The sequence below is a fragment of the Armatimonadota bacterium genome, from assembly GCA_031459715.1.
Lineage (GTDB): Bacteria > Sysuimicrobiota > Sysuimicrobiia > Sysuimicrobiales > Humicultoraceae > Humicultor > Humicultor tengchongensis.
In genome coordinates this window covers 1-26284 of sequence record JAVKIA010000035.1, presented here as the reverse complement: position 1 = coordinate 26284, position 26284 = coordinate 1, and the positions used below count along the sequence as shown (strand labels likewise).

Annotated in this window: 25 protein-coding genes, 1 pseudogene and 1 riboswitch; of the genes and pseudogenes, 11 read left to right on the top strand and 15 right to left on the bottom strand. The window is 68.8% G+C overall.

Annotation, left to right across the window (positions count from 1 at the left end; genetic code table 11):
* Positions 1–431 (top strand): hypothetical protein (locus QN152_11305; GenBank protein ID MDR7540095.1); only part of this gene is annotated, 431 nt, incomplete at its 5' end.
* Positions 432–1082: 651 nt separating this feature from the next.
* On the opposite strand, the gene QN152_11300 is transcribed toward QN152_11305, so the two are convergent.
* Complete coding sequence (locus QN152_11300) at positions 1083–1448, bottom strand: DUF4383 domain-containing protein (protein MDR7540094.1); 366 nt, start codon at positions 1446–1448, stop codon at positions 1083–1085.
* Positions 1449–1527: 79 nt separating this feature from the next.
* Positions 1528–2589 (bottom strand): AmmeMemoRadiSam system radical SAM enzyme, encoded by a 1062-nt coding sequence (gene amrS, locus QN152_11295; protein ID MDR7540093.1) that lies wholly within the window; start codon positions 2587–2589, stop codon positions 1528–1530.
* A gap of 129 nt (positions 2590–2718) precedes the next feature.
* On the opposite strand from amrS, the gene QN152_11290 reads away from it, so the two are divergent.
* Positions 2719–3075: a cupin domain-containing protein gene (locus tag QN152_11290; protein MDR7540092.1), complete on the top strand. Its 357-nt coding sequence runs from the start codon at positions 2719–2721 to the stop codon at positions 3073–3075.
* A 23-nt stretch (positions 3076–3098) separates the two neighbouring features.
* On the opposite strand, the gene QN152_11285 is transcribed toward QN152_11290, so the two are convergent.
* On the bottom strand, positions 3099–3302 hold the full coding sequence (locus tag QN152_11285) for a hypothetical protein (GenBank protein ID MDR7540091.1): 204 nt from the start codon (positions 3300–3302) through the stop codon (positions 3099–3101).
* An 18-nt stretch (positions 3303–3320) separates the two neighbouring features.
* Positions 3321–4265 carry an MBL fold metallo-hydrolase gene (locus QN152_11280; GenBank protein ID MDR7540090.1) on the bottom strand — a complete coding sequence of 315 codons (945 nt, stop codon included), beginning with the start codon at positions 4263–4265 and terminating at the stop codon, positions 3321–3323.
* 106 nt (positions 4266–4371) lie between these two features.
* Here QN152_11280 and QN152_11275 point away from each other — a divergent pair, with 106 nt between their 5' ends.
* The gene (locus tag QN152_11275; GenBank protein MDR7540089.1) at positions 4372–6192 is read left to right on the top strand and encodes an AMP-binding protein; all 1821 of its coding nucleotides are present in this window, start codon (positions 4372–4374) and stop codon (positions 6190–6192) included.
* Positions 6193–6312: 120 nt separating this feature from the next.
* Here the strand turns inward: QN152_11275 and QN152_11270 are convergent, their stop codons facing one another.
* From QN152_11270 to QN152_11250, 5 genes are all read right to left on the bottom strand, one after another.
* Positions 6313–7092: an ABC transporter ATP-binding protein gene (locus QN152_11270; protein ID MDR7540088.1), complete on the bottom strand. Its 780-nt coding sequence runs from the start codon at positions 7090–7092 to the stop codon at positions 6313–6315.
* A complete protein-coding gene (locus tag QN152_11265) occupies positions 7089–7880 on the bottom strand; it encodes an ABC transporter ATP-binding protein (protein MDR7540087.1) in 792 nt (263 codons plus the stop codon). Before QN152_11265 ends, QN152_11270 begins: the two co-directional genes overlap by 4 nt.
* 2 nt (positions 7881–7882) lie before the next feature.
* Positions 7883–9064, bottom strand: a complete 1182-nt coding sequence (locus QN152_11260; protein ID MDR7540086.1) for an ABC transporter substrate-binding protein — start codon at positions 9062–9064, stop codon at positions 7883–7885.
* A gap of 121 nt (positions 9065–9185) precedes the next feature.
* Complete coding sequence (locus QN152_11255; GenBank protein ID MDR7540085.1) at positions 9186–10103, bottom strand: branched-chain amino acid ABC transporter permease; 918 nt, start codon at positions 10101–10103, stop codon at positions 9186–9188.
* Positions 10104–10119: 16 nt separating this feature from the next.
* Positions 10120–11109, bottom strand: a complete 990-nt coding sequence (locus QN152_11250; GenBank protein MDR7540084.1) for a branched-chain amino acid ABC transporter permease — start codon at positions 11107–11109, stop codon at positions 10120–10122.
* A 142-nt stretch (positions 11110–11251) separates the two neighbouring features.
* On the opposite strand from QN152_11250, the gene QN152_11245 reads away from it, so the two are divergent.
* The 8 genes from QN152_11245 to QN152_11210 all read left to right on the top strand — a co-directional run bounded on the left by QN152_11245 (position 11252) and on the right by QN152_11210 (position 20731).
* Complete coding sequence (locus QN152_11245; GenBank protein MDR7540083.1) at positions 11252–13123, top strand: 2-oxoacid:acceptor oxidoreductase subunit alpha; 1872 nt, start codon at positions 11252–11254, stop codon at positions 13121–13123.
* Between the two features lie 3 nt (positions 13124–13126).
* On the top strand, positions 13127–14005 hold the full coding sequence (locus QN152_11240; GenBank protein ID MDR7540082.1) for a thiamine pyrophosphate-dependent enzyme: 879 nt from the start codon (positions 13127–13129) through the stop codon (positions 14003–14005).
* Positions 14006–14058: 53 nt separating this feature from the next.
* Entirely contained in the window at positions 14059–14832 is a 774-nt protein-coding gene (locus tag QN152_11235; protein MDR7540081.1) for an SDR family oxidoreductase, read from the top strand.
* Positions 14833–14993: 161 nt separating this feature from the next.
* Positions 14994–15132: riboswitch (cyclic di-AMP (ydaO/yuaA leader) on the top strand.
* A 127-nt stretch (positions 15133–15259) separates the two neighbouring features.
* The gene (locus QN152_11230) at positions 15260–16564 is read left to right on the top strand and encodes an extracellular solute-binding protein (protein MDR7540080.1); all 1305 of its coding nucleotides are present in this window, start codon (positions 15260–15262) and stop codon (positions 16562–16564) included.
* 53 nt (positions 16565–16617) lie between these two features.
* Complete coding sequence (locus QN152_11225; protein ID MDR7540079.1) at positions 16618–17520, top strand: sugar ABC transporter permease; 903 nt, start codon at positions 16618–16620, stop codon at positions 17518–17520.
* On the top strand, positions 17517–18332 hold the full coding sequence (locus QN152_11220; protein MDR7540078.1) for a carbohydrate ABC transporter permease: 816 nt from the start codon (positions 17517–17519) through the stop codon (positions 18330–18332). Before QN152_11225 ends, QN152_11220 begins: the two co-directional genes overlap by 4 nt.
* 33 nt (positions 18333–18365) lie before the next feature.
* Positions 18366–19448 (top strand): ABC transporter ATP-binding protein, encoded by a 1083-nt coding sequence (locus QN152_11215; GenBank protein MDR7540077.1) that lies wholly within the window; start codon positions 18366–18368, stop codon positions 19446–19448.
* Complete coding sequence (locus QN152_11210) at positions 19445–20731, top strand: trehalase family glycosidase (GenBank protein ID MDR7540076.1); 1287 nt, start codon at positions 19445–19447, stop codon at positions 20729–20731. The genes QN152_11215 and QN152_11210 overlap by 4 nt, the downstream gene beginning before the upstream one ends.
* A gap of 98 nt (positions 20732–20829) precedes the next feature.
* Here QN152_11210 and QN152_11205 read toward each other — a convergent pair whose 3' ends face one another.
* The 6 genes and pseudogenes from QN152_11205 to QN152_11180 all read right to left on the bottom strand — a co-directional run.
* The gene (locus QN152_11205; protein MDR7540075.1) at positions 20830–21408 is read right to left on the bottom strand and encodes a protein-disulfide reductase DsbD family protein; all 579 of its coding nucleotides are present in this window, start codon (positions 21406–21408) and stop codon (positions 20830–20832) included.
* Positions 21406–21678: pseudogene (locus tag QN152_11200) on the bottom strand (redoxin domain-containing protein). Before QN152_11200 ends, QN152_11205 begins: the two are co-directional and overlap by 3 nt.
* Positions 21679–21690: 12 nt before the next feature.
* A complete protein-coding gene (locus QN152_11195) occupies positions 21691–21849 on the bottom strand; it encodes a hypothetical protein (protein MDR7540074.1) in 159 nt (52 codons plus the stop codon).
* A gap of 23 nt (positions 21850–21872) precedes the next feature.
* Complete coding sequence (locus tag QN152_11190) at positions 21873–23597, bottom strand: M3 family oligoendopeptidase (protein ID MDR7540073.1); 1725 nt, start codon at positions 23595–23597, stop codon at positions 21873–21875.
* Between the two features lie 27 nt (positions 23598–23624).
* Positions 23625–25391, bottom strand: a complete 1767-nt coding sequence (locus QN152_11185) for an acyl-CoA dehydrogenase family protein (protein ID MDR7540072.1) — start codon at positions 25389–25391, stop codon at positions 23625–23627.
* 96 nt (positions 25392–25487) lie between these two features.
* A partial coding sequence (locus tag QN152_11180; protein MDR7540071.1) for a thiolase family protein occupies positions 25488–26284 on the bottom strand: 797 nt, incomplete at its 5' end.

The following is a 26284-nucleotide window of genomic DNA, read 5'->3' as shown; positions in this document are numbered from 1 at the left end:
AGCCGGCACGCGAAGCACTGGCCAAGTTTGTGGAGCGGCGTCTCCTCCGGGGAGAGCCCGAAGTCGCAGCTCTGGCGGGGGTCAACACCAAAGAGCTGTCCCGACTGATCCTATCTGGCGATCCCCTCAAGGTGGCCGTTGAGTCACTGGCTCGGGACTTGAGCGGTCGGAGTCTTCAGTCCTTTGAGGAGCTTCAGAGGACGTTGGAGTACTTCGGAGCAGCAAACCTGAAACTAAACACTCAGCAGCTCAGGGTTACCTTCGAGAACCGGAATCGGATCGTGCACGAAATGGACATGGACCTGAAGCACCGAACAAGAAAGCGCAGGGCTCGGAGGCGCGACGAGATGCTAGATCATGCGCGAGTCCTCCTTGAGACCGCTGACAAGATTGTTACGGAAGTAGACGCGAGGCTAAATAGTTCGCCCTGAAAAATCCTTATGCGGAGTGGGTTTCAGCGATCGGTGAGCCACACGTGCTGTCCGACAGATCGTCCTGTCGCCTGGCCCTATCCGTCGGTCGCCCGGAGGGCCACCAGCCGGCCCAGGTTGGCCATCAGGCCCCCCAGTTCGAGCCAGAGGTCGGCCCTATCCCGTCCTCTCAGGAGACTGTGTCTCCACTGGTACTATGGATTAGGTCGGTTGTAATCGGGTTGCCAGCGAATCAAGATTGTTGCGTACATCCGTTGGGGCACCCTTGGGGCACATCTGCCACCCTCAGGGTCTCGCTGATTCCTTTCCGTCTCAGGTTTCTCGGGAATGTCCGCATTTTGAGACTCAGGAGACTCGATGGATTGTGAGAGATTGGGAGCAGGCGCACTCGTAATGCGCAGGTCCGGGGTTCGAATCCCCGCGCCGGCTCCACACCTTCGCCTTCTTGGCATTGGGGGACTGATCGCACGGTCAGCCCACCTTTCTCTCACCTCACTACGGAAGCAGGGACATCGACGTGCCCGAAGGGCCACGAGGTGAGGCGGGTCGCCGCGGCGCCCCCGGAAGCAGCGGCGCCCCCAGAAGCAGCGGCGCCCCCGGAGTTGGAGCTCCGGAGGCGCCACCTGCGTTCGCTGCTGGTGGAGTGGCTGGCTACGCTGCAGCCGGCTTGTAGGACCGGCCGGCCCAGATACCCAGGACGCCGTAGATCAGGTGGACGATGTTGTCGGCGGCGGCCAGGCCTGTGGGCAGCAGGCCGAAGAGGGTCTTCACCGCAGGGATGAACCCGATGACCCCCACAACCAGGAAGATGACGCCGAACACCTGCGCCCAGGTGGCGGCCTGCGCGTCCGTGCCGCGGAAGCCGAAGTACACCAGGATCAGGCCAGCCACGAGGTGGATGATGTCCTCGACGATGTCGGAGTTGAGACCGATAACCCTGACACCCGTGAACAGGCCCAGCACTCCTAGGACGAGAAGGATGATGCCACCCCACTGCGCGTACGCCTTGGCCGACATCTGCGATCATCCCCCTTCCATGATGTCCTGCGCTTCGTCCTAGACTTCGTGTCGGCGGGGGAATATCCTCCGTCAGGCCTTACTGCCAGATGCCGGGAATGGCCGTGGCGCACTGCGGACAGCGCCCGCCGCGCAAGCGGTTCTGCCGGATGAGGTACCCCCAGCGCTCCACCAGCAGGGCACCGCAGTGGTGGCACCAGGTGTGTTCGTAGCGGCCCACCTGCCCTGGAAGGTTCCCGGCGTAAACGTACTTCAGCCCCGCGGCCTCGCCGATGCGGGCCGCCCGCAGCAGGACCTGCGGGGTGGTGTCCTCCGGGGCCGTCATCCGGTAGTCCTTGTGGAACGCGATGACGTGCCAGGGGATGAAGGGAGAGATCGAGGCCAGGAAGCGGGCCGCCGCCAGGAGCTCCTGGTCCGAGTCGTTCCAGCCGGGGATGACCAGGGTGACCACCTCCAGCCAGAAGCCGCGCGCGTAGATCTGGCGGATGGCCTCCAGGACGCGTGAGAGCACCCCGCCCAGTTCCCGGTAGTGCGCCGGGGTCATGGCCTTGAGGTCAACCTTGTAGGCGTCCGTCCAGGGCCGGAGGTAGTCCAGAACCTCGGGGGTGGCGTTGCCGTTGCTTACGTAGCAGGTGCGCAGGCCTGCCGCCCGCGCCTCCTTGAAGACCGCGACGGCCCACTCGCTGGTGATCAGCGGCTCGTTGTAGGAGGACCCCACCACGGCCGCGTGACAGCGGCGGGCCAGGGCTACCAGCTCCCGGGGTGTGATCTTCGTGGGGTGGATCCCGGCAGCCGGGTCTCGCAGGGCCTGCGAGGTCAGCCAGTTCTGGCAGAAATCGCAGGCGTAGTCACACCCCAACATGCCGAAGGTGAGCGTGGAAGAACCCGGCAGGAAGTGATAGAAAGGCTTTTTCTCCGTCGGGTCGCACTGCAGGGCGGCCACATATCCCCAGGGCACGCGCAGCGTCCCTCCGCTGTTGAAGCGGACCTTGCAGATCCCTCGCCGGCCGGGGAAGATGACGCAGCGGTGGGCGCAGGCGTAGCACTCCACCTTTCCGTCAGTCAGCCGCCGCCACAGCTCCCCGGAGGCGGTCAGCCCGTCGAGCACCTCGGCCAGTGCAGGTGCCGCTAGTCCGGTCACCCTGCTCACCTGCCCCGCTGAGACGATTATGGACCGAACCCGCGGGCAGTGGTAGCCGGCGGCAGGGCCGGGACGGGGCGGCGGGGAATTGAGGGGAGGCTTTTCCAACTTACGTGGAGGAGGACAGCGATGGCATCCGTCGTCCACCGGCGCCTGCTCGACCTGGAAGCAGAGCAGGTGACCCCGCAAATGACCCGCCGCCTCCTGTGGGGGGAACGCCTGATGGCAGCCTACATGGAGTTCAAGCGTGGCGCTACGGTCCCCGTGCACCAGCACCAGAACGAGCAGCTCACCTACTGTCTCTCCGGGCTGATGCGCTTCACCCTGCCCGACGGCGAGCTGCTGCTGCGGGCGGGCGAGGTCCTGCTGATTCCGGGAAACCTGCCGCACGGCGCCGAGTTCCTGGAGGATACGGTGGAGATGGACTTCTTCAGCCCGCCGCGGCAGGATTGGATTGACCGGACTGATACCTACTTGCGACGCTAGGGGCCGGAGAGGCCTCCTGACGGCTAGAGGTTGCGATCCGCCCAGCGAATTACCCGCAGGACCAGGGCCACCCCAGCGAGGACCAGCAGGACCGTTGTCCAGGCCAGTATGGCGCCCCCCGAGCGCTGCGGGCGCGGCCTTGGCACCCCGTAGGTCGTGCGGCGGAGGAGGCGAGTGGTCACCATACCTTCATGCCCGCCCGAGGCGCGGTTCAGTCGTGCCCTCATGCCTGCCCAGGCAGTGGTTCAGTCGCGCCGGCGGTAGAAGACCCGTCCCCCTTCCACGGTCTCCACCACCCGGCCCGCGGCCACGAGGAGGTCCAGGTGTCCGTTCACCTCGGAGAGGGCGAGCAGCCGGTTCAGGGGGTCGACGTCGGGGAATAGCGCCCGGGACAGGTCGAAGGCCTGCTGCGGGCTGCCACCCAGCAGGGCGACCACCCGCTCCTGCCTCTGGGCGTGGTGCTCCAGCAGCCGGTGGATGCGTGGGGCCGCTGGCCCGAAGGGCTCGCCGTGGCCGGGAAAGACCTGCACCGGATTGAGCTGGAGCAGGCGGCGCAGTGAGTCCAGCAGCAGGGGCAGGGTGCGAATGCGCTGTCCCCCGGGGCCGAACTCCAGCAGCGGGTTGGGGCTGACGGCCTCCAGGAGGACGTCACCGGCGATGATTGCCTCATCCACCCTCAGGCATATGTGACCCGCGGAGTGCCCGGGGGTGTGCAGGACGGTCAGGTGATCGTTGCCGCAGGAAAGGCGCATGCCCTCCAAAAGGGGCTCGAAGTCGGTGAGCGGATCCATCAGCGGGCGCATCGCCCGCAGCGCCTCGATGACCAGGGGACCGAGTTCCTCCGGCGCCCCGTGCTGCCTCAAGAAGTCCAGCAAGTGTGAAGTGAACGTGCGTTCGCCAGAAAACTTGGGGGCGTCGTCGGGATGGGCGTAGACCGTGGCTCCCGTCTCCGCGGCCAGCTCAGCGGCCAGCCCAAAGTGGTCGGTGTGCCCGTGGGTGAGGATGATGCGGCGCAGGGCGCGCAGGGGCACTCCCGCCGCCTCGAATCCCGCCTGGAGCGCGGCCCTGGCCGGGGCAGTCTTCGGTCCGGGGTCTACCAGAGTCACCGGCTCATGGGGGAGTAGGTAGGCGTTGACCGGCCCAACGGGGAACGGCGTGGGAATGGCGATCGGGTGGACAGGCAGGGTCACGGCCGGCGCACCAGTTCTCCCCTGAGATCTTCTCTGCATGAAGGAAGGCTCCCCCCGTGCGTCCGAATTTAATTAGTATAGTGCTGGCGCAGGTTCCACCAGTACGGTGCTGACGCAGGCTCCGCCTGTCCTCGGTGAGAGCGTCCCGGCGGCATTCTTCGCCCGGGCCATGATGCGCCCGCGGCAGGCCGCGCTGCGGCGCAAGCGTCTGGGGCTGTGGGAGTCCGTTACCTGGCAGGAGTATGCCGAGCAGGTGCGCCTGGTGGCGCACGGGCTGATGGCCCTGGGTGTGGTCCCGGGGGAGCGGGTGGGCCTGGTGGGCGAAAACCGGCCGGAGTGGCTCTTCGCCGACCTGGGGATCCAGAGCGTCGGCGCCTGGACCACCGGGATCTACACCTCCAGCAGTCCCGAGCAGGTGCACTATATCCTGGAGCACGCTGGCTGCCGCGTTTTCTTTGTCGAGGGGGAGGAGCAGCTGGACAAGGCTCTGGAGGTGCGCGCCCGGCTGCCAGCGCTGCAGCAGATCGTCGTCATGGATCCCGAGGGCCTGCGTACCTTCCGCGACCCGCAGGTCCTGATGTGGGACGAGTTTCTCAACCTGGGACGGGCGCACCGGGCGGCCCACCCCGGGGCCCTGCAGGACCGCCTGGCGGGCATCCGGGCTGACGACGTGGCCCTGCTCATCTACACCTCGGGGACGACCGGCCCGCCCAAGGGAGCCATGCTCACCCACCGCAACATCCTCTGGACCGTGGAGGCGCTGGCCGGCGCCCTGGGCTACCATCCCGACGACGAGGTGCTCTCCTACCTGCCGCTGTCGCACATCGCCGAGCGCATGGTCTCGGTACTGGTGCCGGCCTGCCACGGCTACACCGTGAACTTCGTGGAGAACCTGGACACGGTGCTGGACAACCTGCGCGAGGTGGCCCCGACCATCCTCTTCGCCGTGCCCCGAATCTGGGAGAAGCTGTACTCGGGGGTGGACCTGCACATGCGCGAGGCAGACCCCCTCAAGCGGCTGGCCTACCGTGCGGCCGTGGCGGTGGGACGGCGGGCGGCGCCCTACCGGCAGAGGGGGCGCCCCCTGCCCCCGGGCCTGAGGGTGCTCTACGGGTTGAGCGACCTGCTGGTCCTGCACCCCCTGCGTCGCCGCCTGGGCCTGCACCGCCTGCGCTGGGCCCTCTCCGGCGGCGCCCCCGTGGCCCCCGACATCCTGGAGTACTTTTGGAGCCTGGGCGTGACCGTGCTGCAGGTCTACGGGCAGACCGAGGGCAGCGGCCCCACCACGGTGCACCGGACGGGGGATGTACGGCCGGAGACGGTGGGCGTGCCGCTACCCGGGGTGCAGGTGCGCCTGGCCGAGGACGGAGAGATCCTGGTCCGGGGAGGCAACGTCTTCGTGGGGTACTACAAGGATCCTGCGGCCACGGCGGCCACCATCCGGGACGGCTGGCTCTACTCCGGGGACGTGGGGGTCTTCGACCCCGACGGACACCTGCGTATCACCGACCGGAAGAAGGACCTCTTCATTACCGCCGCGGGCAAGAACATCGCGCCGCAGTACATCGAGAACAAGCTGAAGTTCTCCCCCTACATCAACGACGCCGTGGTCATCGGCGATGGGCAACGCTACCTGGTGGCGCTGGTGGTGATCGACGAGGAGAACGTGACCAAATGGGCACAGGACCGCCGTCTGCCCTTCACCACCTACACTGACCTCACGCAGCAGGAGGAGGTGCGAAATCTCATCGCCCGGGAGGTGGAGGCGGTGAACCGGACGCTCTCCTCCCCGGAGCAGGTGAAGAAGTTCGCTATCCTGCCCAAGCGCCTCTACGCTGAGGACGGCGAGGTCACCCCCACTCTCAAGGTGAAGCGGAAGATGGTCATGGAGAAGTACCGGGACCTGATCCAGGGCCTTTACCGGTAGAGGTCTTGCCGGGGAGGCGGCGTGGAGGGTCACAGGGCGGTTCGGGAGGAGCGTTACGGGGCGGTCAGAGAGGCGAGTTTCGGGGCTGTCCGTGAGGCAGGTCGCAGGTTGCCTCCGTCGTCAGGCCCAGCGACGGCGGACCTTGTAACGGCGGAACCCTTTCACCGAGGGTTCCCGTACCACTCCCAGGTACAGCTCCTGCACGTGGGGGTTATCCCGCAGCCGGGCGGCAGGGCCTTCCAGGACTATGCGGCCGTTTTCCATCACGTAGCCCCACTGGGCCAGCTCCAGCGCCATCCGCGCGTTTTGCTCCACCAGGAGGATGGCCGTGCCGGAGGTGTGCACCTCGCGGATCACCCGGAAGATCTCCGCCACTACCATGGGGGCCAGCCCCAGGGAGGGTTCGTCCAGCATGAGCAGCCTGGGCCGCATGAGCAGCGCCCGGGCGATGGCCAGCATCTGCTGCTCTCCCCCTGAGAGCGTCCCCGCCACCTGCCGCCGCCGCTCCCGCAGCACGGGGAAGAGGGCCTCCACCCGCTCCAGGTCGGCGCGCACCGCGGGGCCGCGGCGGGTGTAGGCGCCCAGCGCCAAGTTCTCCTCCACGGTGAGCTCAGGGAAGATGCCCCGACCTTCAGGGATGTAGGCCACGCCCAGGCGGGCCACGTCCTCCGGGTCCCAGCCGTTCACCCGCCGCCCCAGCACGTGTACCGCGCCCTTCTCCGGCTGGTCAGGGATGTAGCCCATGATCGTACGCAGCAGAGTGGACTTGCCTGCGCCGTTGCTGCCCAGGACGGCCACGATCTGCCCCTCGGCCACGGCCAGGCTCACCCCGCGCAGCACGGTGAGCCGCCCGTAATACCTGGTCTCGATGTTCTGCACCTGCAGCAGCGGGCTGCTCACGCCGTGGACGCCACCGCCTCCCCCAGGTAGGCGCGGATCACCTCCGGGTGGCGCTGCACCTCCGCCGGCGTTCCCTCGGCGATCTTCACCCCGTGATCCAGCACCGTGACCCGCTGTGAGATGTCCATCACCAGGCGCAGGTCGTGCTCCACCACCACCACGGCGATGCCCCACTCCTCCTGAACGTCCTTGATCCGGAAGCTGAGGTCGCTCTTCTCCTCGGCGGTCATGCCGCTACTGGGCTCGTCCAGCAGCAGCAGTTCCGGCTCGGAGGCCAGAGCCCGCGCGATCTCCACCAGGCGCTGCAGGCCCAGCGGGAGGTCGCCCACACGGCGGTGTCGTGCGCTCTGCAGGTCCAGGAAGTCCAGAATCTCCTCCGCGCGGCGGCGGTGGCGGACTTCCTCCCTCCGCCAGGGTGGGGTTCCCAGGGCGGCGGCGACAAACCCCGCCCGGAAGTGCAGGTGGCGACCCAGCAGGACGTTGTCCAGGACGGTGCTACTGCGGAAGAGCTCGATGTTCTGGAAGGTGCGGGCAATCCCCAGGCGGGCGATGGCGTCGGGCTTGAGGCCGATCAGGGAGCGGCCATGGAAGCGGATGGTGCCGCGGTCGGGGCGGTACAGACCCCCGATGCAGTTGAACAGCGTGGTTTTGCCGGCGCCGTTGGGGCCGATGATGGAGACCAGGGTGCGGGGGTCGACGGTGTAGTTGACCCCCGCCAGCGCCTGGATCCCGCCGAAGGCGATGGAGAGGTTGCTGACCTCAAGCAGTGGAGCCGCCGCAGACACCACCCCTAGTACTGCGTCGGATATTCGATCCAGTCGGTGATCTTCACATACTTGCCGCCGGAGGCCTTGACGATGTAGATGCGGTTCAGCCCCTGGCGCCGGTTGGGTCCGAAGGTGACGCCGCGGGAGACCTCCCCGTTCCAGTTGCGCAGGGACTCCAGCGCCGCCACCACCCGGTCCTTGGTCACGGTGGGCCCTGTGCGCCGCAGCGCCTCTACCAGGGGCTCGATGAAGGTCACCCCGGCCAGGGCGTTGTAGGGGCTGCGGGCCAGCGCAGGAGTGTAGCGGATCAGCGTGGCCAGCATCTGGTCCACCCTGGTGTCACCCAACCCGGGCAGGGGGAAGTAGGCGGTGGAGTAGACGTCGTTCCACGCTTCCCCGGCCAGGGTGAACATGATGGGGTCGCCCAGGGTGAAGGTGGCCAGGAGGGTGGGCCGCCAGCCCAGCTTGGCCATCTCCCGGACGATGAGCGCGCCCTGCCCGGGTGTGGCTGCGATGAAGACGGTGTCGGCACCGCTGCCCCGCAGCTTCACCGCCTGGGCGCTGACGTCTGTGTCCGTGACCTCGTAGGAGGCCTGTCCCACCAGCCTGACGCCCCTGGACGCCGCCACGCCGTACTTCACCCCCCGCAGCAGCCCCAGCCCGTACTCGTCGTTCTGGTAGAAGACGGCGATGGCCTTGGTCCCCAGCTTCTCTGCCGCGTACTGGGTGAGGATGCGCCCCTCGTTGTGGTAGGAGGGGTAGGTGACGAAGAGGTACTGGCGGTGGCGGTAACCGGCCCAGATGTCGTTGGTGGTGGGGCTGATCCACAGGGTCTTGCTCTCGGCGATGTAGTCCCTGGCGGCGAAAGCGTTGGCCGTACCGATCATCCCCACGATGGCAAAGACCCCGTCCCGCTCCACCAGCTCCCGCACGTTCAGGGCGCTGCGCGCCGGCAGGTAGGCGTCGTCCCGCAGAATCACCCGGAACTTCCGCCCGTGCACGCCGCCCCCGTCGTTGACCCACTTCAAGAAGGCGTCGATTCCCCCGCCGACCCCGGTGCCCCAGTAGGCGGCGGGACCGGAGAGGGGGAGGGTGCTGCCGATGAGAATCTCGGTGGGCGTCACCCCCCGTTCCTGTGCGGTCAGAGAGACAGGGAGCAACAGCCCGGCGAGGAGGACAACTCCCACTACACGCGCTCGACTCATGGCGATCTCACCTTCCCTCCGAGGGTCTGATCGTCACGGGGCCCCGTACCTAAGGTGCTTCGCTATCGCCCGCCTACCGCCCTACCGGCCCGGGGATGGTCTCCGGCCCAAGCGGAAGGCGCTAGACCCGACGACGGTATTCCCGCCCCAGCAGCCCCTCCGGGCGCAGCATCAGCGTAAGGACGATGATTAGGAAGGCCAGGGTGGTCTTGAACTTGAAGGAGATGTAGCCGGCAAAGAGGCCTTCCGCCAGGCCAAGAAGCCAGCCGCCCAGCACAGCGCCGGGGAGGCTGTCCATGCCGCCCAGCACCGCCGCGGCAAACCCCTTAAGGAAGGGGTCAAGCATCATGAAGGGGTCCAGCAGGGTCACCGGGGCGGCCAGGATGCCCGCAGCCGCGCCCAGCGCACCGGCCAGCCCCCAGGTGATGGCGAAGATGCGCCGGGAGGGGATGCCCAGCGCCTGCGCCGCCCCCAGATCCTGGGCCACGGCGCGCATGGCCAGGCCGACGCGTGTGCGCTGCACCAGCAGGTAGAGAAGGAGCACCAGGGCCAGGCCGGCGGCGGTCAGGCCCAGGCTGAGCTGGCTGATGACCACGCCCCCCAGGCGGTGGACGCGGACATCGGACAGGGGGAAGGGGAAGACCTTGGTGTCCGCGCCCCAGAGGAGGACGACGCCACCATTGACGACCAGGGCCAGGCCCAGGGTGACGACGATCCTCCCCAGAATGGTGGCTTCCTTCACCGGCCGGATGATCACGAAGTAGAACGCCGCCCCCACCAGCGCGGCGACCAGCAGGCTGCCCGCCGCCGCCGCCAGGAAGAGATGCCAGCGGACCTGGAGCGGACCCGGGAGCAACCCGGACGGCTGCAGGCGCACCAGGAGGGTGAAGGCCACGAAGGCGGCCAGCGTGGCCAGGTCGCCGTGGGCGAAGTTCAGGACGCGGGAGGAGCGGTAGAGCAGGACTATGCCCAGCGCCACCAGCCCGTAGAGGGTCCCGGCGCTCAACCCTCCCACAATCAGCTGCACCAGCTCCACCATCGCCGCGGCCTCCAGCTCACAGGGGCCAGGTCTTGAAGTAGAGCCGGATGCGCAGCCAGCGACCGTAGAGGCCGCGCGGCTCGATGACCATCATCAGGATGATGGCGGTACCGAAGATGACCGGTACCCATTCCCGCAGCAGGGTGAGCTGCTGCGGCAGCAGCGTGAGTACCACGGCACCGATCACCGAGCCCGGAATGCTGCCCAGCCCTCCCACCACGATCATGGCGAAGTACAGGATGGACTCCATCAGGGTGAAGCTCTGCGGCTCCAGGTGGCGCAGCGCCTGGGCGAAGATGGCGCCGGCCACCCCGGCGTAGCAGGCGCTGACGGCGAAGGCCAGGGTCTTGTACCGCGTCAGGTTGACCCCCACCACCTCCGCGGCGATGTCGCTGTCACGCAGGGCTACAAAGGCCCGCCCCACCTGAGACCGCGTCAGGTTCGTGGCTACCCAGATCAGGAAGACAGCACTGGCGACGGCCAGGTAGTACAGTCGCTGCTGCGCACTCAGCCATTCCGGCCCCCACGCCAGCGGCGGCACGGGCAGGCCCATCCGTCCTCCAGACAGCGCCTCCCAGTTGGTCAGCACCTGGTGCACGACGATGCCAAACCCTAGCGTGGCGATGGTCAGGTAGGGGCCGGTGAGGCGCAGTGCCGGCAGCCCCACCAGGAAGCCAAACGCCGCCGCCGCCAGTCCGGCGGCCGGCCAGGCCGTCCACCAGGGAGCGCCCAGCCGGCCCATGAGCAGCCCGGCGGTGTAGGCGCCGATGGCCACGAAGCCGGCGTGCCCCAGGGAAATCTGCCCGGTGTAGCCGGTGAGCAGGTTCAGGCCCACGGCGATGATGGTGTTCACCGCCACCAGGACGGCGGTGAAGACCACGTAGCCAGGCGCAACCCACGGTAGTATGGCCAGCCCGCCCAGGGCAGCGGCCAGCGCCAGCCAGGCGGGTGCGCCGCGCACCAGGGCCAGGTCCTCTTCGTACCGCTCGCGGAGGTCGCGCTGCATCCAGGACCGCACCCTCCGTTTCGAGGAGGCCCGGCCGTTTCCCTTGCCCGCCGTGCTATAGTTCTTACATGGATGGGGCCTCTGGGATTGTGCGGCCCAGAGGCCCGTTCGTCTCAGAGCGTCGACCGGGAAGGAGGATGTGGTGGCGGGCCGTCTCAAGGTGCTGGTGGGGGGCGTCCAGCTGCGGGACGGGGTGGGCACGGTGGTAGATGTGGTGGGGCGCATCGCCACCCGGGCGGGACTGCATGTCCTGGCCAACGAGCGCAACTACGCCTCCACCATCTACGGCGCGCACCAGTTTGACCCCCTGCTCATCTGTGAGGAACCGCCGCTTTCCCACGGCGACGACCAGGTGGACATCCTGGTGGCCCTGGAGTTCGACTCCAACCCCGACGCGCCGCAGCAGCCCAACCGCGACACCATCCTGCGGCACGGCGCCCACCTGCGGGACGGCGGCGTGCTCCTCTACGACGCCTCCACGGGAACCGTGCCCACGGAGGCGCTGGAGGCCCGCGGCGTCCGCGTCTTCCCCCTGCCCGCCCGGCATATCGCCCTGCGCGAGCTGAAGCGGGAAGTGGTGAAGAACATGGTGGTTGTGGGCGCGCTCTTCCGCCTGCTGGAGTTCGACATGGACCAGCACTACCTGCGGGCGTTGCTGGAGGAGCGGTTCGCCCGCAAGGCGCAGGACCTGGTGGACCTCAACCTGCGGGCGGCGCTGCGCGGCCGGGCCGTGGTGGAGGAGGTGCTGCGGGAGCGCGGCTGGCCTAGTGTCGGCTACCGGCTGGAGCCGCGGTCCACTAGCGAGCCGCTCCTGTTCCTCTCCGGGACGGACGCCCTGGGCGTGGGCGCCATCCAGGCAGGCTGCCGCTTCTACGCCGGCTACCCCATCACTCCCGCCTCCCCGCTGCTGGAGTTCATGGACCGGTACCTTCCCGCCTACGGGGGCCGGTCGCTGCAGGGGCAGAACGAGCGGGAGTCGATCCGCGCCGCCCTGGGGGCCAGTCTGGCCGGCGCCCGGGCCATGGTGGGCAGCTCGGGGCCGGGCATCTCCCTGAAGGTGGAGGAGTTCGGCCTGGCCGGGGCTGCGGAGATCCCCATCGTGGTGGTGGATTCCCAGCGGGCGGGGCCGTCCACCGGCATGCCTACCAAGACCGAACAGGCAGACCTGCGCATGGCCATCAGCGCAGGCCACGGGGAGATCCCGCGCATCGTCCTGGCGCCCTCGACCCTGGAGGAGTGCTACACGCTGATCATGGATGCCTTCCACCTGGCGGACAAGTATCAGTGTCCGGTCTTCTTCCTCACCGACCTGACCCTGGCCGAGGTGCGAAAAAGCGTCCCTCAGAGCCTCTTCCGGGAGACCGTGCGCATCGTCCGGGAGGGCGTGCTCACAGAGGAGGACCTGCGGCGCGACGGCTTCCGCCGCTTCCGCCTCACCGAGTCCGGCATCTCCCCGCGCATCTTCCCCGGCACGCCCGGCGCGGTCTTCAAGATGAGCGGCACCGAGCACGACGAGTCTGGCTTCGTCACCACCGACCCGCCCAGGCGCCAGGCCATGATGGAGAAACGGATGCGCAAGATGGAGACCTACCTGCGGGAGGACGCCCGGGGGCCGCAGGTGTACGGTGATCCGGCGGGACGGCCGGTGCTGGTGGGATGGGGGTCCACCAAGCCGGTGCTGCTGGAGGCGCGGGAGCGACTGCGCGCCGAGGGGCTGGAGGTGGCGGTGGTGCAGATCACCCACCTCTGGCCGTTCCCCACCCACCTGGTCAAGCCGGTGCTGCAGGCGGCGAGCGTGCTGATTGTCTGCGAGCAGAACTACTCCGGGCAGCTGGCCGACCTGATCCAGGAGCGCTGCCTCCTGCCCACCCGCCGTATCCTCAAGTACAACGGGCGGGTGTTCTACGTCTCCGACATCGTCCGCGGCGTGCACCAGATCGTGCGCCAGGGGATTGGGGAGGTCCGCGTGGCCGAAGCGCTGCCCGTGCCCGTGGAGGCCCACGAGGGGGAGTGAGCCGTGAGCGTGCAGCCGGCTGCCCGCGCGTCTGCCAGCAAGGTCTGGGAGGAGAACGCCGTTCCCCGGCACCGCATCCAGTGGTGCCCCGGCTGCGGCGACTACGGGGTGCTCAACGCGCTGAAGCTGGCCTTCACCCGCCTGGAGCTGGTGCCGCACGAGGTACTGCTCATCGGGGGAATCGGCTGCTCAGGGCAAATCCGTAACTACCTGAACGGCAACGGCTTCCACGGTACCCACGGCGGTCCGCTGGCCTATGCCCTGGGGGTGAAGATGGCCAACCCGGACCTGCGCGTGGTGGCACTGGCCGGCGACGGGGACACCTTTGCCATCGGGGTGGAGAACTTCGTGCACGCCTGCCGTCGGGACCCCCAGGTGACGCTCATTGTCATGGACAACGGGGTCTACGGGCTGACCACGGGGCAGCGCTCTCCCACCGGAGGGCTGGGGCAGGACTTCCCCGAGTTCTCCGAGGAGGAGCCGCCGCCCTTCAGCCCGCTGCGGCTGGCCCTGGCCGCCGGCGCCACCTTCATCGCCCAGTCCTTCTCCGGCGATCCCAAGCATGCCGCTGAAGTCTACGCGCAGGCCATGGAGCACCCGGGATTCGCCTTCGTCAACGACTTCTCTCCCTGCGTCACCTACAACAAGTTCAACACCTACGACTGGTTCCGGGAGCGCCTGCAGCCTGTCCCCGCGGATCACGACCCCACCAGCCTGGAGGCGGCCTGGGAGCTGCTGGCCGACTTCCGCCGCCGCGGCCGCTCGCCGCTGGGCGTGGTCTACCGCAACCCCCGCAGGCGGAAAGCGCAGCGGCGAGTCCCCATGTGGCCCCAGGAGCTGGAGGGCATCGACTTAGAACCCATGCTGCGTGCCTTCCGCTGACCCGTTGCCGCCTGATCTGGACTCAGTGGCGGGACGTCGCCTAGTCTGCAGGTGTGCGGGTGCAGGAGCTCTTTGACCTCTCCGGCAGGGTGGCCCTGGTCACCGGGGGCTCCCGCGGCCTGGGGAAGGAGATGGCCGAAGGGCTGGGGGAGGCCGGGGCAGCGCTGGTGATTGCCGCACGGCGGGAGGAGTGGCTACGCCCCACGGAGGAGGAGCTCCGGGCCGCCGGGATGGCCTGCCTGGGTGTGGTCTGCGACATCACCCAGCCCGACCAGGTGGAGGCGTGCGTGCGCGCAGCCCTGGACCGCTTCGGCGCCATCGACATCCTGGTGAACAACGCCGGCATCTCCTGGGGCGCACCAGTCCTGGAGATGCCGCTGGAGAAGTGGCGTCAGGTCCTGGAGACGAACCTCACCGGGACCTTTCTGGTGACCCAGGCCGTGGGCCGGCTGATGGTCCAGCGCCGCCGCGGCAAGATCATCAACATCGCCTCCCTGGCCGGGCTGCTGGGCGATCCGCCGGAGATCCTGGACGCCATCGGCTACAGCACGGCCAAAGGGGGGCTGGTGGCCTTCACCCGGGATCTGGCCGTGAAGTGGGCCCGCTACAACGTCTACGTCAACGCCATCGCCCCCGCCTTCTTCCCCACGCGGATGAGCCGGGCGGTCCTGCAGCGGGCCCAACGGGAGGTGGAGGCGCACACGCCGCTGGGCCGCATCGGCCGGCCGGGTGAGCTCAAAGGTGTGGCCGTCTTCCTGGCGTCGGCGGCCTCCGACTACATCACCGGCCAGGTGATCGTCGTCGACGGCGGACGTAGCGCCCTGTAGCGAACCCCTGCCGCGGCGGCTGCAGTGCGCCGCGGGCCGCCCGATGCGACCAGGGCTGGCAACGCAGGAGCTTCGGAACAACTGCGCAGACGCGGCGGTTTACGCTGGGGGAACCCCTGTGCTATGGTGGGTGTGCGTGAAAGAGGGGTAGTGCCATAGAGAAGCCTGCTGCGCCGAATCCCAGGGTGGGAGCGGGGGACTCCGTACTTGTGGGGCGAATCTCCGCCATCGGGCGGAGCTAGGGCATCCTCTGAAGCCCGAGCCCGTCAGCTAACCCCGTAGGCGTTTCGGAGGAGGAGCGGCACCGTGCGCGTTCCGGCCCGGTGGGTTCTTCCGGGCCGGTTGTCGTTTGTGGCGGCTTCTCTCCCCTGTCCCGCGGGCGGCGCAGTGTGGCGGGCCAGAACGGTACGGAGAAAGGAGGCGCGGGATGAGAGCGAGCAGGCTGGTCTTGCTGTTGCTGCTGGGTGTGCTTGCCGGCGCGGTGCCGGCGGCCTCCGCACCGGCCGTTGAGCTGACGTTCACCTCCACACAGCTCAACCCCGTCCACGAACAGGAGTGGGCGCGCACCACCCTGCTCAAGGGGTTCGAGGAGGAGACAGGGATCCGCGTGCGCTTCATCGGCGACCTGGCCGGCCCCTACATCGACCGCCTGGTGGCCGAGGCTCGGGCCGGGCGGGGCACGGTCGATGTTACCGGAACCCTGCACGGCGACTTCCCCCTGCTGGTAGCCGAGGGCGCGCTGCGCGATGTGGCGGATGTGCTGCGCCAGCTGGAAGCCCGCCGCGACCGCACCTTCATCCCCGACCTGGTGAAGGCCGGGCAGATCGGCGGGGTGCAGGCCTTCATCCCCTGGATGCAGGCCACCTACCTGATCGCAGCGCACAAGCGGGCCCTGCCCCACTTCCCCGCCGGGCGGAACCCGCAGGCCATGACCTATGAGGACCTGCTGCAGTGGGGGGAGAACATCAGGCAGGCCACCGGCGAGCGCCGCCTGGGCTTCCCCGCAGCTCCCGGTGGGCTGTACGGGCGGTTCCTCCACGGCTACATTTACCCCGCCTACACCGGTGCCCAGGTGAAGAAATTCAAGTCGCCGGAGGCCGTGCAGATGTGGCAGTACCTGCGCCGGCTCTGGGGGGTGACCCACCCGTCGTCCTTCCTGTACACCTTCATGCACGAGCCGCTGCTGCGGGGCGAGGTCTGGGTGGCCTGGGACCACACCGCCCGCCTCCTGCCAGCCCTGCGGGAGCGGCCCGACGACTTCGTCGTCCTGCCCTCCCCGGCCGGGCCGCGGGGCCGATCCTTCCTGGCGGTCATCGCCGGGCTGGGAATTCCACGGTACTCGCCCAACCCGGAGGGGGCGGCGCGCCTGATCGAGTACCTCACCCGGCCGCGCACGCAGGTCCTCACCCTGCAGGGCGTTGCCTTCTTCCCCACGGTGCGGGAGGCCGCCGGAGCGGTGCCCACAGGAGGACTGAAGGTGATGGCGGACGGGGTTACCGCGCAGGCCACCGCCCGGGACGCCAGGACGGCGCTGCTGCCCATCGGGCTGGGGGCGCGCTCGGGCGAGTTCGTCCCCCTATACGTGGACACGTTCACCCAGATCGCCGTCCAGGGGAAGAAGATCGAGGACGTTCTGGCGGCGCAGGCGCGCCGCCTGGAGGAGCTCTACCGGGCGATGAACGCCATCTGCCCGCCGCCCGACCCTCCGGAGCGGCCCTGCCGGCCGGACTAGCCGATGCCGGAGTGTGAGCGCGGGGAGGTCATTCCGCCTCCCCGCGTCCGGCCATGACCGTCGCCCAGCGCCACCTGGAGCGGCCCGGTCTTCCGGTCGTCCTGCGTATCGACTGGCTGCCCTACCTGCTGCTGCTGCCCACCCTGATCTTCCTGGCGGCCTTCTTCGTATACCCCATGCTGCAGGCGCTGGCCCTAAGTATCCGCGGCCCCGACGGCGCCCTGACCCTGCGCTACTTCCAGGCCATGGTGGGGGACACGTACTTCAGCGGGGCGCTCCGCAACAGCCTGCTGCTTGCGGCCATGGTCATCCCCCTGCAGGTGACCATCGCCCTGCTGATCGCCCTGCTGGTGCACAGCCGCTTCACCGGGCACACCGCCTTCCTCTACGTGGCTGCCATCCCTCTGGGCATCTCCGACCTGGCCGCCGGGCTGGTCTGGCTGTCCATCTTCACGGAGCGCGGCTACCTGAACATGCTCCTGCAGGGGTTGAACCTGGTGCCGCGACCGATCACCTTCCTGACGTTTGAGCAGCCGCTGCTGCTCTACGGCGCCATCGTGGCCACCGAGGTCTGGCGAGCGACGGCCATCGTCATGCTCATCCTGGTGGCGGGCCTCCAGCTGATCCCGCGGGACTTCTTCGAGACGGCGGAGGTCTTCGGGGCCACCGGCTGGCGGAAGCTGCGCTACGTGACCCTGCCGCTGCTGCGGCCCGTCCTGCAGACGGCGCTGATCATCCGCACCATCCTGGCGTTTCAGCTCTTTGCCACCGTGATCACCCTGGCCGGGCGCATCGTCCCGGTCCTGGCGGGGGAGGCGTATTTTCAGTACACCATCTACCGCAACCCCCACGTGGCCAGCGCCTACGCCGTGCTGATCATGGGAACGTCCATGGCCGTCACCGTGCTCTACCTGCGCCTGCTGCGCACCCGGGAGGAGGAGGTGGCCCGCGCATGAGCCGTCCCGCGCGGCAGGCTCTTCTGGGGGTGACGGTGGCGCTGCTGGCTGCCTGGGTCCTGCTGCCGCTTGTGCTTATTGCCCTGGCCAGCTTCACCCCGCGCTCGCAGCTCTACGCCTGGCCGCGGCCGCTGCTGCCGCAGCCCTGGTCGGCGGAGACCATGCGCTTTTTCTTCCAGGCGCAGGGGGTGCTGCCGTCGACCCTGAACAGCCTGCTGGTGGCCGCCCTGACCATCGGGCTGTCGGTGGCCATCGGAGCGCCGGCCGGCTACGCCCTCTCCCGCTTCCGTTTCCCCGGCCGGGAGATTTTCCGCCTGGGGATCCTGGCCACCAAGATGTTTCCTGCCACCATCCTGGCAGTACCCCTGGCGGTGGCCTTCATCCGCTGGGGGCTGTACGACACCCTGTGGGGTGTGGCCTTCGTGCACACGGCTCTGGCCCTGCCCTTCACCATCATCATCACCATGAGCGTTTTCCTGGGCGTGCCTCTGGAACTGGAGGAGGCGGCCTTGACCCTGGGCTGCAGCCGGCTGCAGGCCTTCCGCCGGGTGGCCCTCCCCATCGCCCTCCCGGGCCTGGCCGCGGCGGCCATCTTCACCTTCGTCCTCTCCTGGAACGAGGTCTTCGCCGCCACCATCCTCACCCTGCGCAACCGCACGCTCCCTGCCCTGGTGATGAACGCCGTGGGCGCTGCCGGAGCCCCGCTGGACTACCGCTTTGCCGCCGGATTCTTCATGATCGTCCCCGCCCTGATCGTCATTCTGCTGATCCGGCGGTACCTGCTGACACTGTGGGGGGTCACCGTCCGCTGAGGAGGCGGGGCCAGGGAGGGACGCGGGAAAGCCATGGCCACCATTGCGCTGCAACGGGTGCGCAAGCAGTTCGGCAGGGTGATTGCGGTCGACGACGTCTCGCTGGAGATCGGCGACGGCGAGTTCATGGTGCTGCTAGGGCCCAGCGGCTGCGGCAAAACCACGGTGCTTCGCTGCCTGGCTGGCCTGGAGCGGGTGGACTCCGGCCGCGTCTTCATCGGCGGGCGGGACGTCACCGACTGGCCCCCGGCGCGGCGGGAGATCGCCATGGTCTTCCAGAGCTACGCCGTCTTTCCCCACATGACCGTCTTCGACAACATCGCCTTCGGTCTGCGCATGCGTCGCCTGCCCCCTGCGGAGGTGCGGCAGCGGGTGGAAGAGGGAGCGGCCCTCCTGCAGATCGACCACCTGTTGGACCGCTACCCGGGGCAGCTTTCGGGCGGGCAACGCCAGCGGGTGGCGGTGGCGCGGGCCATCGTCATGCGCCCCCAGGTCCTGCTCATGGACGAGCCACTATCCAACCTGGACGCGTTGCTGCGGCTGCAGATGCGCGCCGAGCTGAAGCGCCTCCACGGCGAGGTGCGCTCCACCACGGTCTACGTGACCCACGACCAGGTGGAAGCCCTGAGCCTGGGGGAGCGGATCGCGGTGATGAAGGACGGCCGCATCGTCCAGTGCGATACTCCGGCCCGCGTCTACGACACACCCGTCAACCAGTTCGTGGGCGGCTTCATCGGCAATCCGCCCATGAATTTCCTGGAGGCGATCCTGAGGTGGGAGGAGGGCCGGCAGGTGGTGGAGGTGGCCGGCGTCAGTATTCCCGCCAACGGTCGCACCTCTGCAGAGGTATCCGGCCCGGTACTGCTGGGCATCCGCCCGGAGCATATCGCCGTAAGCCTCCAGCCGGTGCCGGAGGGCATCCCGGCACGGGTCCTGGTGCTGGAACCGGTGGGCCCGCAGCAGCTCCTGACCGTGGAGGCGGGCGGCGCCGTGCTGAAGGTCACCACAGCCGTGGAGTTCCACGCGACCGGGGGTTCTTGCGTCTGGCTGCGCTTTGATCCGGCGCGCATCCGCCTGATGGACGCACGCAGCGGTCAGGCCCTACCCCACGGATGATCACGTCGGACGCTGCACTGGCCGCGGCCGCCGAGGCCGTCCTTCGCACCAACGACCTGGGGGACTACACCCGCCCCAGCCCGCGCCTCTACCCCCACCAGTGGAACTGGGACAGTGCCTTCATCGCCGTGGGCTGGGGGCACCTGGACTGGCTCCGGGCGACCCGCGAGGTGGAGAGCCTGCTGGCCGGGCAGTGGATAAACGGCATGGTGCCGCATATCCGGTACAACCCCGCAGTGCGCGACTACACCCCCGGCCCGGAGAACTGGCCGGGAGTGCCCGTGCGCCACCCCGGCGAGCGCACCAGCGGCATCACCCAGCCCCCGGTGCTGGCCAGTGCCGTCTCCCTGCTGGGCCTGATGCAGCCGGACGTGGATATCCGCATGACCTGGTGGCGGCGGGTCTACGAGCCGCTGCGGGCCTCGGTCCGCTTTTTCCCGGAACGGCGGACCGCCGGCGGCTCCCCGCTCATCCTTGTCCTGCACCCCTGGGAGAGCGGGCTGGACAACAGCCCCCGCTGGGATCACCTGGTGGGCCTGGGCCTCAAGCCGTCGCGATCCTACCGGCGCACCGACACCACCGTGGTGCAGGCTGCGGAGCGGCCGACAGCAGCGGACTACGACCTGTACATGTACCTGGTGGAGGTCATCACGGGAGCGGGCTACGAGCTGCCGGAGGTGCTGGCATGCTCGCCCTTTGCCGTGTACGACGCGCTATTTAATGCCATTTGGTATCAGGCAGCCACCGACCTCAACAGCATCGCGGCAGCGCTGGACGAACCGCCCCCGCTTCCTCAGGAGGAGCTGGAGGCCTTCCGGGAAGCCTACCGGCGGACGCTCTGGAGCGAAGAGGCGCAGCTGTTCCGTGACTACGACCTGCAGCGGGGAGCGCAGATCCCCGTGGACACAGTGGCGGGCCTCGTTGCCATCTTTGCCGGGCTCATCGACGCCGGCCAGGCTGCGGCCATGGCGGCCCGCTACCGCCGCCGCAGCCACGGATGCCGCCTCCTCCCCTCTGTGCCCCCTGACCAGCCAGGCTTCGACCCCGCGCGCTACTGGCGCGGCCCGGTCTGGGTGAACATCAACTGGCTGCTGCTGCGGGGGCTGGAACGGCTGGGCCTGCGGGAGGAGGCGCGGGAGCTGGCGGAGGAGACGCTGGATCTCGTGCGCACGGGGGGGTTCTACGAGTACTTCCATGCCTACACCGGAGAGGGGAGAGGCGGGCAGGACTTCTCCTGGACGGCTGCGCTGGTCCTCGACCTGCTCCACCGTCCGGTGGTCTGAGCCCTCCTCCGGGAGTCCCAGCCGTCCGGGTGGTCTGAGACCGTCCCCCGGTACTCTGAGCCCCGTGGGTCAGCCCGCCGACCTCATCGCAGGGCCTTCTACCGCTTCGCGCCTTTCTCCCGGTACTGCAAAGCCTCGGGCGGGCGCTCCAGGTCCGGAGGGCGCAGCGAGAAGGTCCAGAGCAGCGGGACTTCCTGCGGAGGGTAGCAGGCGCGGTCGTCGCACGCCTGGAAGGCCAGCTTCCCCCGGATCTCCAGGGTGCCACCGGCCTCGTAGACCGGCTGCAGCTCGAGGCGGTTCCCCAGCGCCACCTCCACGCTGATTCGCACCGGGCGGTTGTAGACGGTCAGCGTCTCTCCCGGGATGGGGACAGGCAGGACCGTCGCCGCGGGATAGTGGACGGTGCGGACCTGCAGGTAGGGCTGTGGTTCTAACGTCAGCGCTACGCCCTGGTACCCGGCTACGCCGGGAGCGTACACGCCTACCCCCGGATGAGGCTGCAGGTCGGCGTAAATGGTCACCAGGTTGCCGGGGTAGAGGGCGGTTTCTGTGGCCGCGGTCAGGATCTCCAGGTAGGGGAGCTGCCGGACCGGGCGCGGCGGCGGAAGGAGGGGGGTCTTGCCGAGGCGCAAAAGCAGCGTGGTCACGGGCAGGCGGTGGATATAGTGCTGCTCCATGATCTTGTGCACCACAGCCCCCCGCTGGTCCACCAGGAAGGTCGCCGGGTAGGGAACCCCGTAATCCCGGCTGGTCGGCTCGATCTCCTCGTTGAGGAGGCCGAAGCGGCGGATGATGCGGGAATCCGGGTCGGCCAGCAGAGGATAGGTGATGCCGCGGCGCCTGGCGAAGTCACGGAGGACCTCTACCGGATCGTAACTGATGGCGCAGATCCCCCAGCCCTCTGCCGCCAGCCGCTGCCTGTTGTGCTCCAGCTCCACGAGCTGGCCTTTGCAGTAGGGTCACCAGTCGGCGCTGCGGATGAATACGATCAGCGCCCCGGACGCACCGCGGATGGTCTCAAAGGTCTGCTGGCGGCCAAACTGGTCGGAGGCCTCGAACGGCGGGATGGGCGCGCCGATCCGGGGCCCGAGCTCCTGCGGGCGGAGGGCTTCAGCCATCGTCAGGCGGGGCCGGGGAGGCGTCAGGCATCGGGGATCTGCGCCAGCTCTTCCGCCAGCGCCTCCGCCAGCGGGGCTACCGTCTCCGCGTCGAAGCGGAATTGCGCCCCGGCAGCGGTGAACAGCTCCGGGAGTGGCCGGGTACCGCCCAGGGCCAGGGCCGCCCGGTATCGGGCCACGGCGTCCCGGTAGTCGGTCCGCGAGCGCAGCCAGACCTGCAGCGCGCCCAGCTGGGCGATGCCGTATTCGATGTAGTACAGCGGGTGGAGGAAGATGTGCAGCTGGCGGTGCCACTGGTAGCCCAGGGCCTCCTCGTAGCCGCTCCAGTCCACCGTGCGGTGAAAGCGGGTGTAGGTGGCCACCCAGGCGGAACGCCGCTCCTCCGGGGTGTGCGCCGGGTGGGCGTAGAGCCAGTGCTGGAAGGCGTCCACGGTGGCGACCCAGGGCAGGAGGCGGACGATCCCCTCCAGCCGCTCGCGGTAGGCGCGGCGGCGATCCTCCGGCCGCGGGTAGAAGACCTCCAGGTGGGGCGCAGAGAGCAGCTCCATGCCCATGGATGCTACTTCTGCAAACTCTAGCGGAGGGTCCCGGTATTCCAGGAGCGGCTCCTCCCGCGCGGCGATGGAGTTGAGCGCGTGACCGGCTTCATGCAGCAGGGTACGCACGTCCCGGTCCAGCCCCACCGCGTTCATGAAGATGAACGGCCAGCGCCTTTCCGTCAGCTCACTCTGGTACCCCCCGGGCGCCTTGCCCTTGCGGCTCTCCAGGTCCAGCAGCGCCTCCTCCCGCATGAAGCGGAAGTGCTCGCCCAGTTCAGGGTCGACCCGGCGGACCACCTCCTCGGCACGGGCCACCAGGTCGTCTGCCACGGCGAAGGGCCGCAGCGCCGGTCGGCCCAGCGGGTCCACATCCAGGTCCCAGGGGCGGAGGCGGTCGACACCCAGCAGGCGCTGCCGCTGGCGGAGGAGATGCTCCATCAGGGGGACGAAGTGCTCCTCCACCGCGTGGTGGAAGCGGACGCAATCCTGCGGCGTGTAGTCGAAGCGTTCGTAGCGGCGGAAGATGTAGTCTACGTAAGAGGTGAACCCCGCGTTGGCGGCGATCTGCAGCCGCACGGCGCGCAGCTGATCGAAGAGATCCTCCAGGATCTCCCTGTCCTGCAGGCGCCGCCGGGCGACCAGCTCCCAGGCTTCCTGCCGCGTGGCCCGGTCCGGATCCTCCATGAACACAGCCATCTGAGGCAGGGTGCGCTCCTCCCCGCGAAAGACCACGGTCATCGCCCCGCTCACCTTCTGGTACCGGGTGCGCAGCTCGTTCTCCCTAACCTCCAGCGGGATGTTCTCGTCGCGGTAGAGGCTGAAGCGGTTCTCGATGCGCCGGTCCAGAAGGCGGTAGCGCGGGGGCAGCCCCGTGCGGTGCGGGTTGTGCAGGTAAGCCTCGTCCAGGCGGTGCCCCAGCATCTTCACCCGGGGTTCCACTTGCTGGACGAACGCCAGGAAGGCCCGCTCGCGATCGGGGTCATCGGTCTGGCAGGTCATGGCGATGTAGCGCCGGTTGCGCTCCTCCCAGACCGCCGCCGCCAGCTCGCTTGTATCCTCCAGCCACTGTTCCAGCGCCTGCGGCGACTGGGGCTGGCGTGCCAGCAGGGCCTGGCCCAGCGGCTCGATCTCCTCCCAGCGGCCCATGTTGGCCGTGGGCGGGACGAAACGGCGCGGAAAGGCCTTGCGTGGGTCGGTGGTGATCCTCATGGGGCCTCCCTTGGTTTGGGGGGACGGCTACAGGGGATACCGCCCCGCCTCCACAGCGCGGTCGGCAATCGCCCGCTGCAACGCTACGGTGTTCACCGGCGTGTAGCGCAGCAACCGCCGCAGCCCGGCGAGGACCGTGCGCAGGTCCTCGCCCTCCGCGGAGGCGGCCAGCACCTGGCGGGCCAGCCCGTCCAGCCGGGGCAGGGCCTCCTGTACGTATCCCCGGGCCAGCAGAGTGTGCAGGGTCTCCTCCCCCGCGGCGGCCTGCGCTGCGCGCAGGACCGCGCTCTCCATGGCAAAGATCTCGGCTACCATATCGGCCAGCCAGGCCAGAATTTCCTGCTGTTCCTCGATACCGGAGGCGTGCTTCTGCAGAGCGACCCCGGAGGTAAAGAGCGCCGCCTTCTTCGCCAGCGCCACCTGCTGCCGCTCGGCGGCCAGGGGCCCGGTGCCCTGTCCGTCACCTGCGGCCGGGGGAGCCAGGAGCTCTTCTGTGGCCGCCCGCGCCGCCTGCACCAGGGGCAGCTGCCCGCGCTGCGCCCGTCGCAGGAGCATGCCGGTGACGACCATGCGGTTGATCTCGTTGGTCCCCTCGAAGAGGCGGTTGATCCGGGCGTCGCGGTAGGCACGTGCCGCGGGGTATTCCTCGATGAAGCCGTAGCCGCCGAAGATCTGGACTGTCTCGTCCACCACGAAGTCCAACACCTCAGAGGCGAAGACCTTGTTGATGGAGCACTCCACGGCGTACTCCTCCAGCGCGGCCATCACCGCCTGGCTGTTGGCATGCGCCCCGCCCAGGGCCAGCTCCACCAGCCCGCCGGTGCGGTAGACCATGGACTCGGCGGCGTAGAGGCGCATGGCCATTTGCGCCAGCTTCTGCTTGATCAGGCCGAAGCTGCTGATGGGCCGGCCAAACTGCCGGCGCTCTCGGGCGTAGAGGACCGCCTCGCGGAATGTTGCCCGTGCCGCCCCCAGGCAGCCGGCGGCCAGCTTGAAGCGGCCCATGTTCAGGATGTTCATGGCGATCTTGAAGCCCTGCCCCACCTGGCCCAGCAGGTTCTCCGCCGGCACCCGGGCATTGTCGAAGAGGAGGGAGGCGGTGGAGGAGCCTTGGATCCCCATCTTGTGCTCCTCCGGGCCAATGCTCAGCCCCGGGGTGGACCGCTCCACGATGAAGGCGGTGTGCTGCTCGCCGTCCACCTTGGCGAAGGTGATGAAGAGGTCGGCGAAGGCGGCGTTGGTGATGAACTGCTTGCTCCCGTTGAGGAGGTAGGCGCTGCCGTCGGGCGTGCGCACGGCGCTGGTGCGGATGGCCATGGCGTCCGATCCCGCGGTGGGTTCCGTCAGGGCGTAGGCACCGATCAGTTCTCCCCGGGCCATCCGCGGCAGGAAGCGCTGCTTCTGCTCCTCGTTGCCGAAGAAGACGATGGGCAGCATGCCGATGCCCACGTGCGCGCCCACCGAGACGGCGAAGGAGGACGCCGGCCCCAGGGCATCAGCGATCACCAGGGAGGTGATTTTGTCCAGGCCCAGACCGCCGTAGGCCTCGGGGACTTCCGTCCCCAGAAAGCCCAGCTCCCCCAGCTCCCGCAGCAGCCGCCGCGTCAGCTCCCAGTCTTTGCCCTCCAGCGCTGCGGTCTGCGGCAGGACCTGGCGCTCCAGGAACTCGGTGACGGAGCGCGCTGCCAGGCGGTGCTCCTCGCTCAACCGCTCAGGGGTGAAGACCGCCAGTGGATCGCCCTCCGCCAGGAGGAACCCGCCGCCGCGCGTGGTCAGTGCTGTCTGCGTCTCCATGGGGCCTCCCTCGCCTTCCCCTTCTCGCTGAAACCGCGACCGCTTTCGCTGGAAACCGCGACCGCGCCGCCCCGGAGGGCGGAACTCCCGCGGCATCTACGGCCGTTCGAAAATCCCGGCCGCACCCATCCCGCCGCCAATGCACATGGTCACCATACCGTATCGCGCCTGGCGGCGCTGCATCTCGTACAGCAGGGTGGTGGTCATGCGGGCCCCCGTGGCCCCCAGAGGGTGGCCCAGAGCGATGGCGCCGCCGTTGATATTGAGGTGCTCCTCGTTCAGCTCCAGGGCCCGCACCACCGCCAGCGCCTGGGCAGCGAAGGCCTCGTTTAGTTCGATCAGGTCCAGGTCCTCGAGACGCAGCCCCGCCTGGCGCAGCGCCTTGGGGATGGCTTCCACCGGGCCGATACCCATTATCTCCGGCGGCACCCCGGCGACGGCGAAGGCACGGAAGAGGCCCAGGGGCTTTGCGCCCAGCCGCGCTGCCACCTCCGGCGCCGCGACCACCACGGCGGCGGCTCCGTCGCTGGTCTGGGAGGCGTTGCCCGCCGTGATCACCCCATCCCTGGCAAAGACCGGAGGGAGGGCGGCCAGCTTCTCCAGCGAGGTGTCGGTGCGCACTCCCTCGTCGACGGCAAAGGTGACCTGTCGCTTTCGGGGCCGCCCGTCTTCCTCCTCCCAGCGCGTTACCTCCAGCGGCAGGATCTCGTCGGCGAACCTGCCGGCGGCGATGGCGGCGGCGGCGCGCTGGTGGCTGCGCAGGCTGAACCGGTCCTGCTCCTCCCGGCTGATGTGGAAGCGCTTGGCCACCAGCTCGGCGGTCAGGCCCATGGAGATGAAGACCTCCGGCCACGTTGCGGTCAGGGCGGGGTTGGGAGCGTACTTGTTGCCGC

Excerpts from the sequence above, each read along its gene's own strand:
- QN152_11225 (MDR7540079.1), top strand. The coding sequence starts at position 16,618 with ATGACCGTCGCCCAGCGCCACCTGGAGCGGCCCGGTCTTCCGGTCGTC.
- QN152_11195 (MDR7540074.1), bottom strand. The coding sequence starts at position 21,849 with ATGGCTGAAGCCCTCCGCCCGCAGGAGCTCGGGCCCCGGATCGGCGCG.
- QN152_11285 (MDR7540091.1), bottom strand. The coding sequence starts at position 3,302 with ATGAGGGCACGACTGAACCGCGCCTCGGGCGGGCATGAAGGTATGGTG.
- QN152_11290 (MDR7540092.1), top strand. The coding sequence starts at position 2,719 with ATGGCATCCGTCGTCCACCGGCGCCTGCTCGACCTGGAAGCAGAGCAG.
- QN152_11185 (MDR7540072.1), bottom strand. The coding sequence starts at position 25,391 with ATGGAGACGCAGACAGCACTGACCACGCGCGGCGGCGGGTTCCTCCTG.
- QN152_11255 (MDR7540085.1), bottom strand. The coding sequence starts at position 10,103 with ATGGTGGAGCTGGTGCAGCTGATTGTGGGAGGGTTGAGCGCCGGGACC.
- QN152_11230 (MDR7540080.1), top strand. The coding sequence starts at position 15,260 with ATGAGAGCGAGCAGGCTGGTCTTGCTGTTGCTGCTGGGTGTGCTTGCC.
- QN152_11215 (MDR7540077.1), top strand. The coding sequence starts at position 18,366 with ATGGCCACCATTGCGCTGCAACGGGTGCGCAAGCAGTTCGGCAGGGTG.
- QN152_11260 (MDR7540086.1), bottom strand. The coding sequence starts at position 9,064 with ATGAGTCGAGCGCGTGTAGTGGGAGTTGTCCTCCTCGCCGGGCTGTTG.
- QN152_11300 (MDR7540094.1), bottom strand. The coding sequence starts at position 1,448 with ATGTCGGCCAAGGCGTACGCGCAGTGGGGTGGCATCATCCTTCTCGTC.
- QN152_11190 (MDR7540073.1), bottom strand. The coding sequence starts at position 23,597 with ATGAGGATCACCACCGACCCACGCAAGGCCTTTCCGCGCCGTTTCGTC.
- QN152_11205 (MDR7540075.1), bottom strand. The coding sequence starts at position 21,408 with ATGGAGCAGCACTATATCCACCGCCTGCCCGTGACCACGCTGCTTTTG.
- QN152_11250 (MDR7540084.1), bottom strand. The coding sequence starts at position 11,109 with ATGCAGCGCGACCTCCGCGAGCGGTACGAAGAGGACCTGGCCCTGGTG.
- QN152_11210 (MDR7540076.1), top strand. The coding sequence starts at position 19,445 with ATGATCACGTCGGACGCTGCACTGGCCGCGGCCGCCGAGGCCGTCCTT.
- QN152_11220 (MDR7540078.1), top strand. The coding sequence starts at position 17,517 with ATGAGCCGTCCCGCGCGGCAGGCTCTTCTGGGGGTGACGGTGGCGCTG.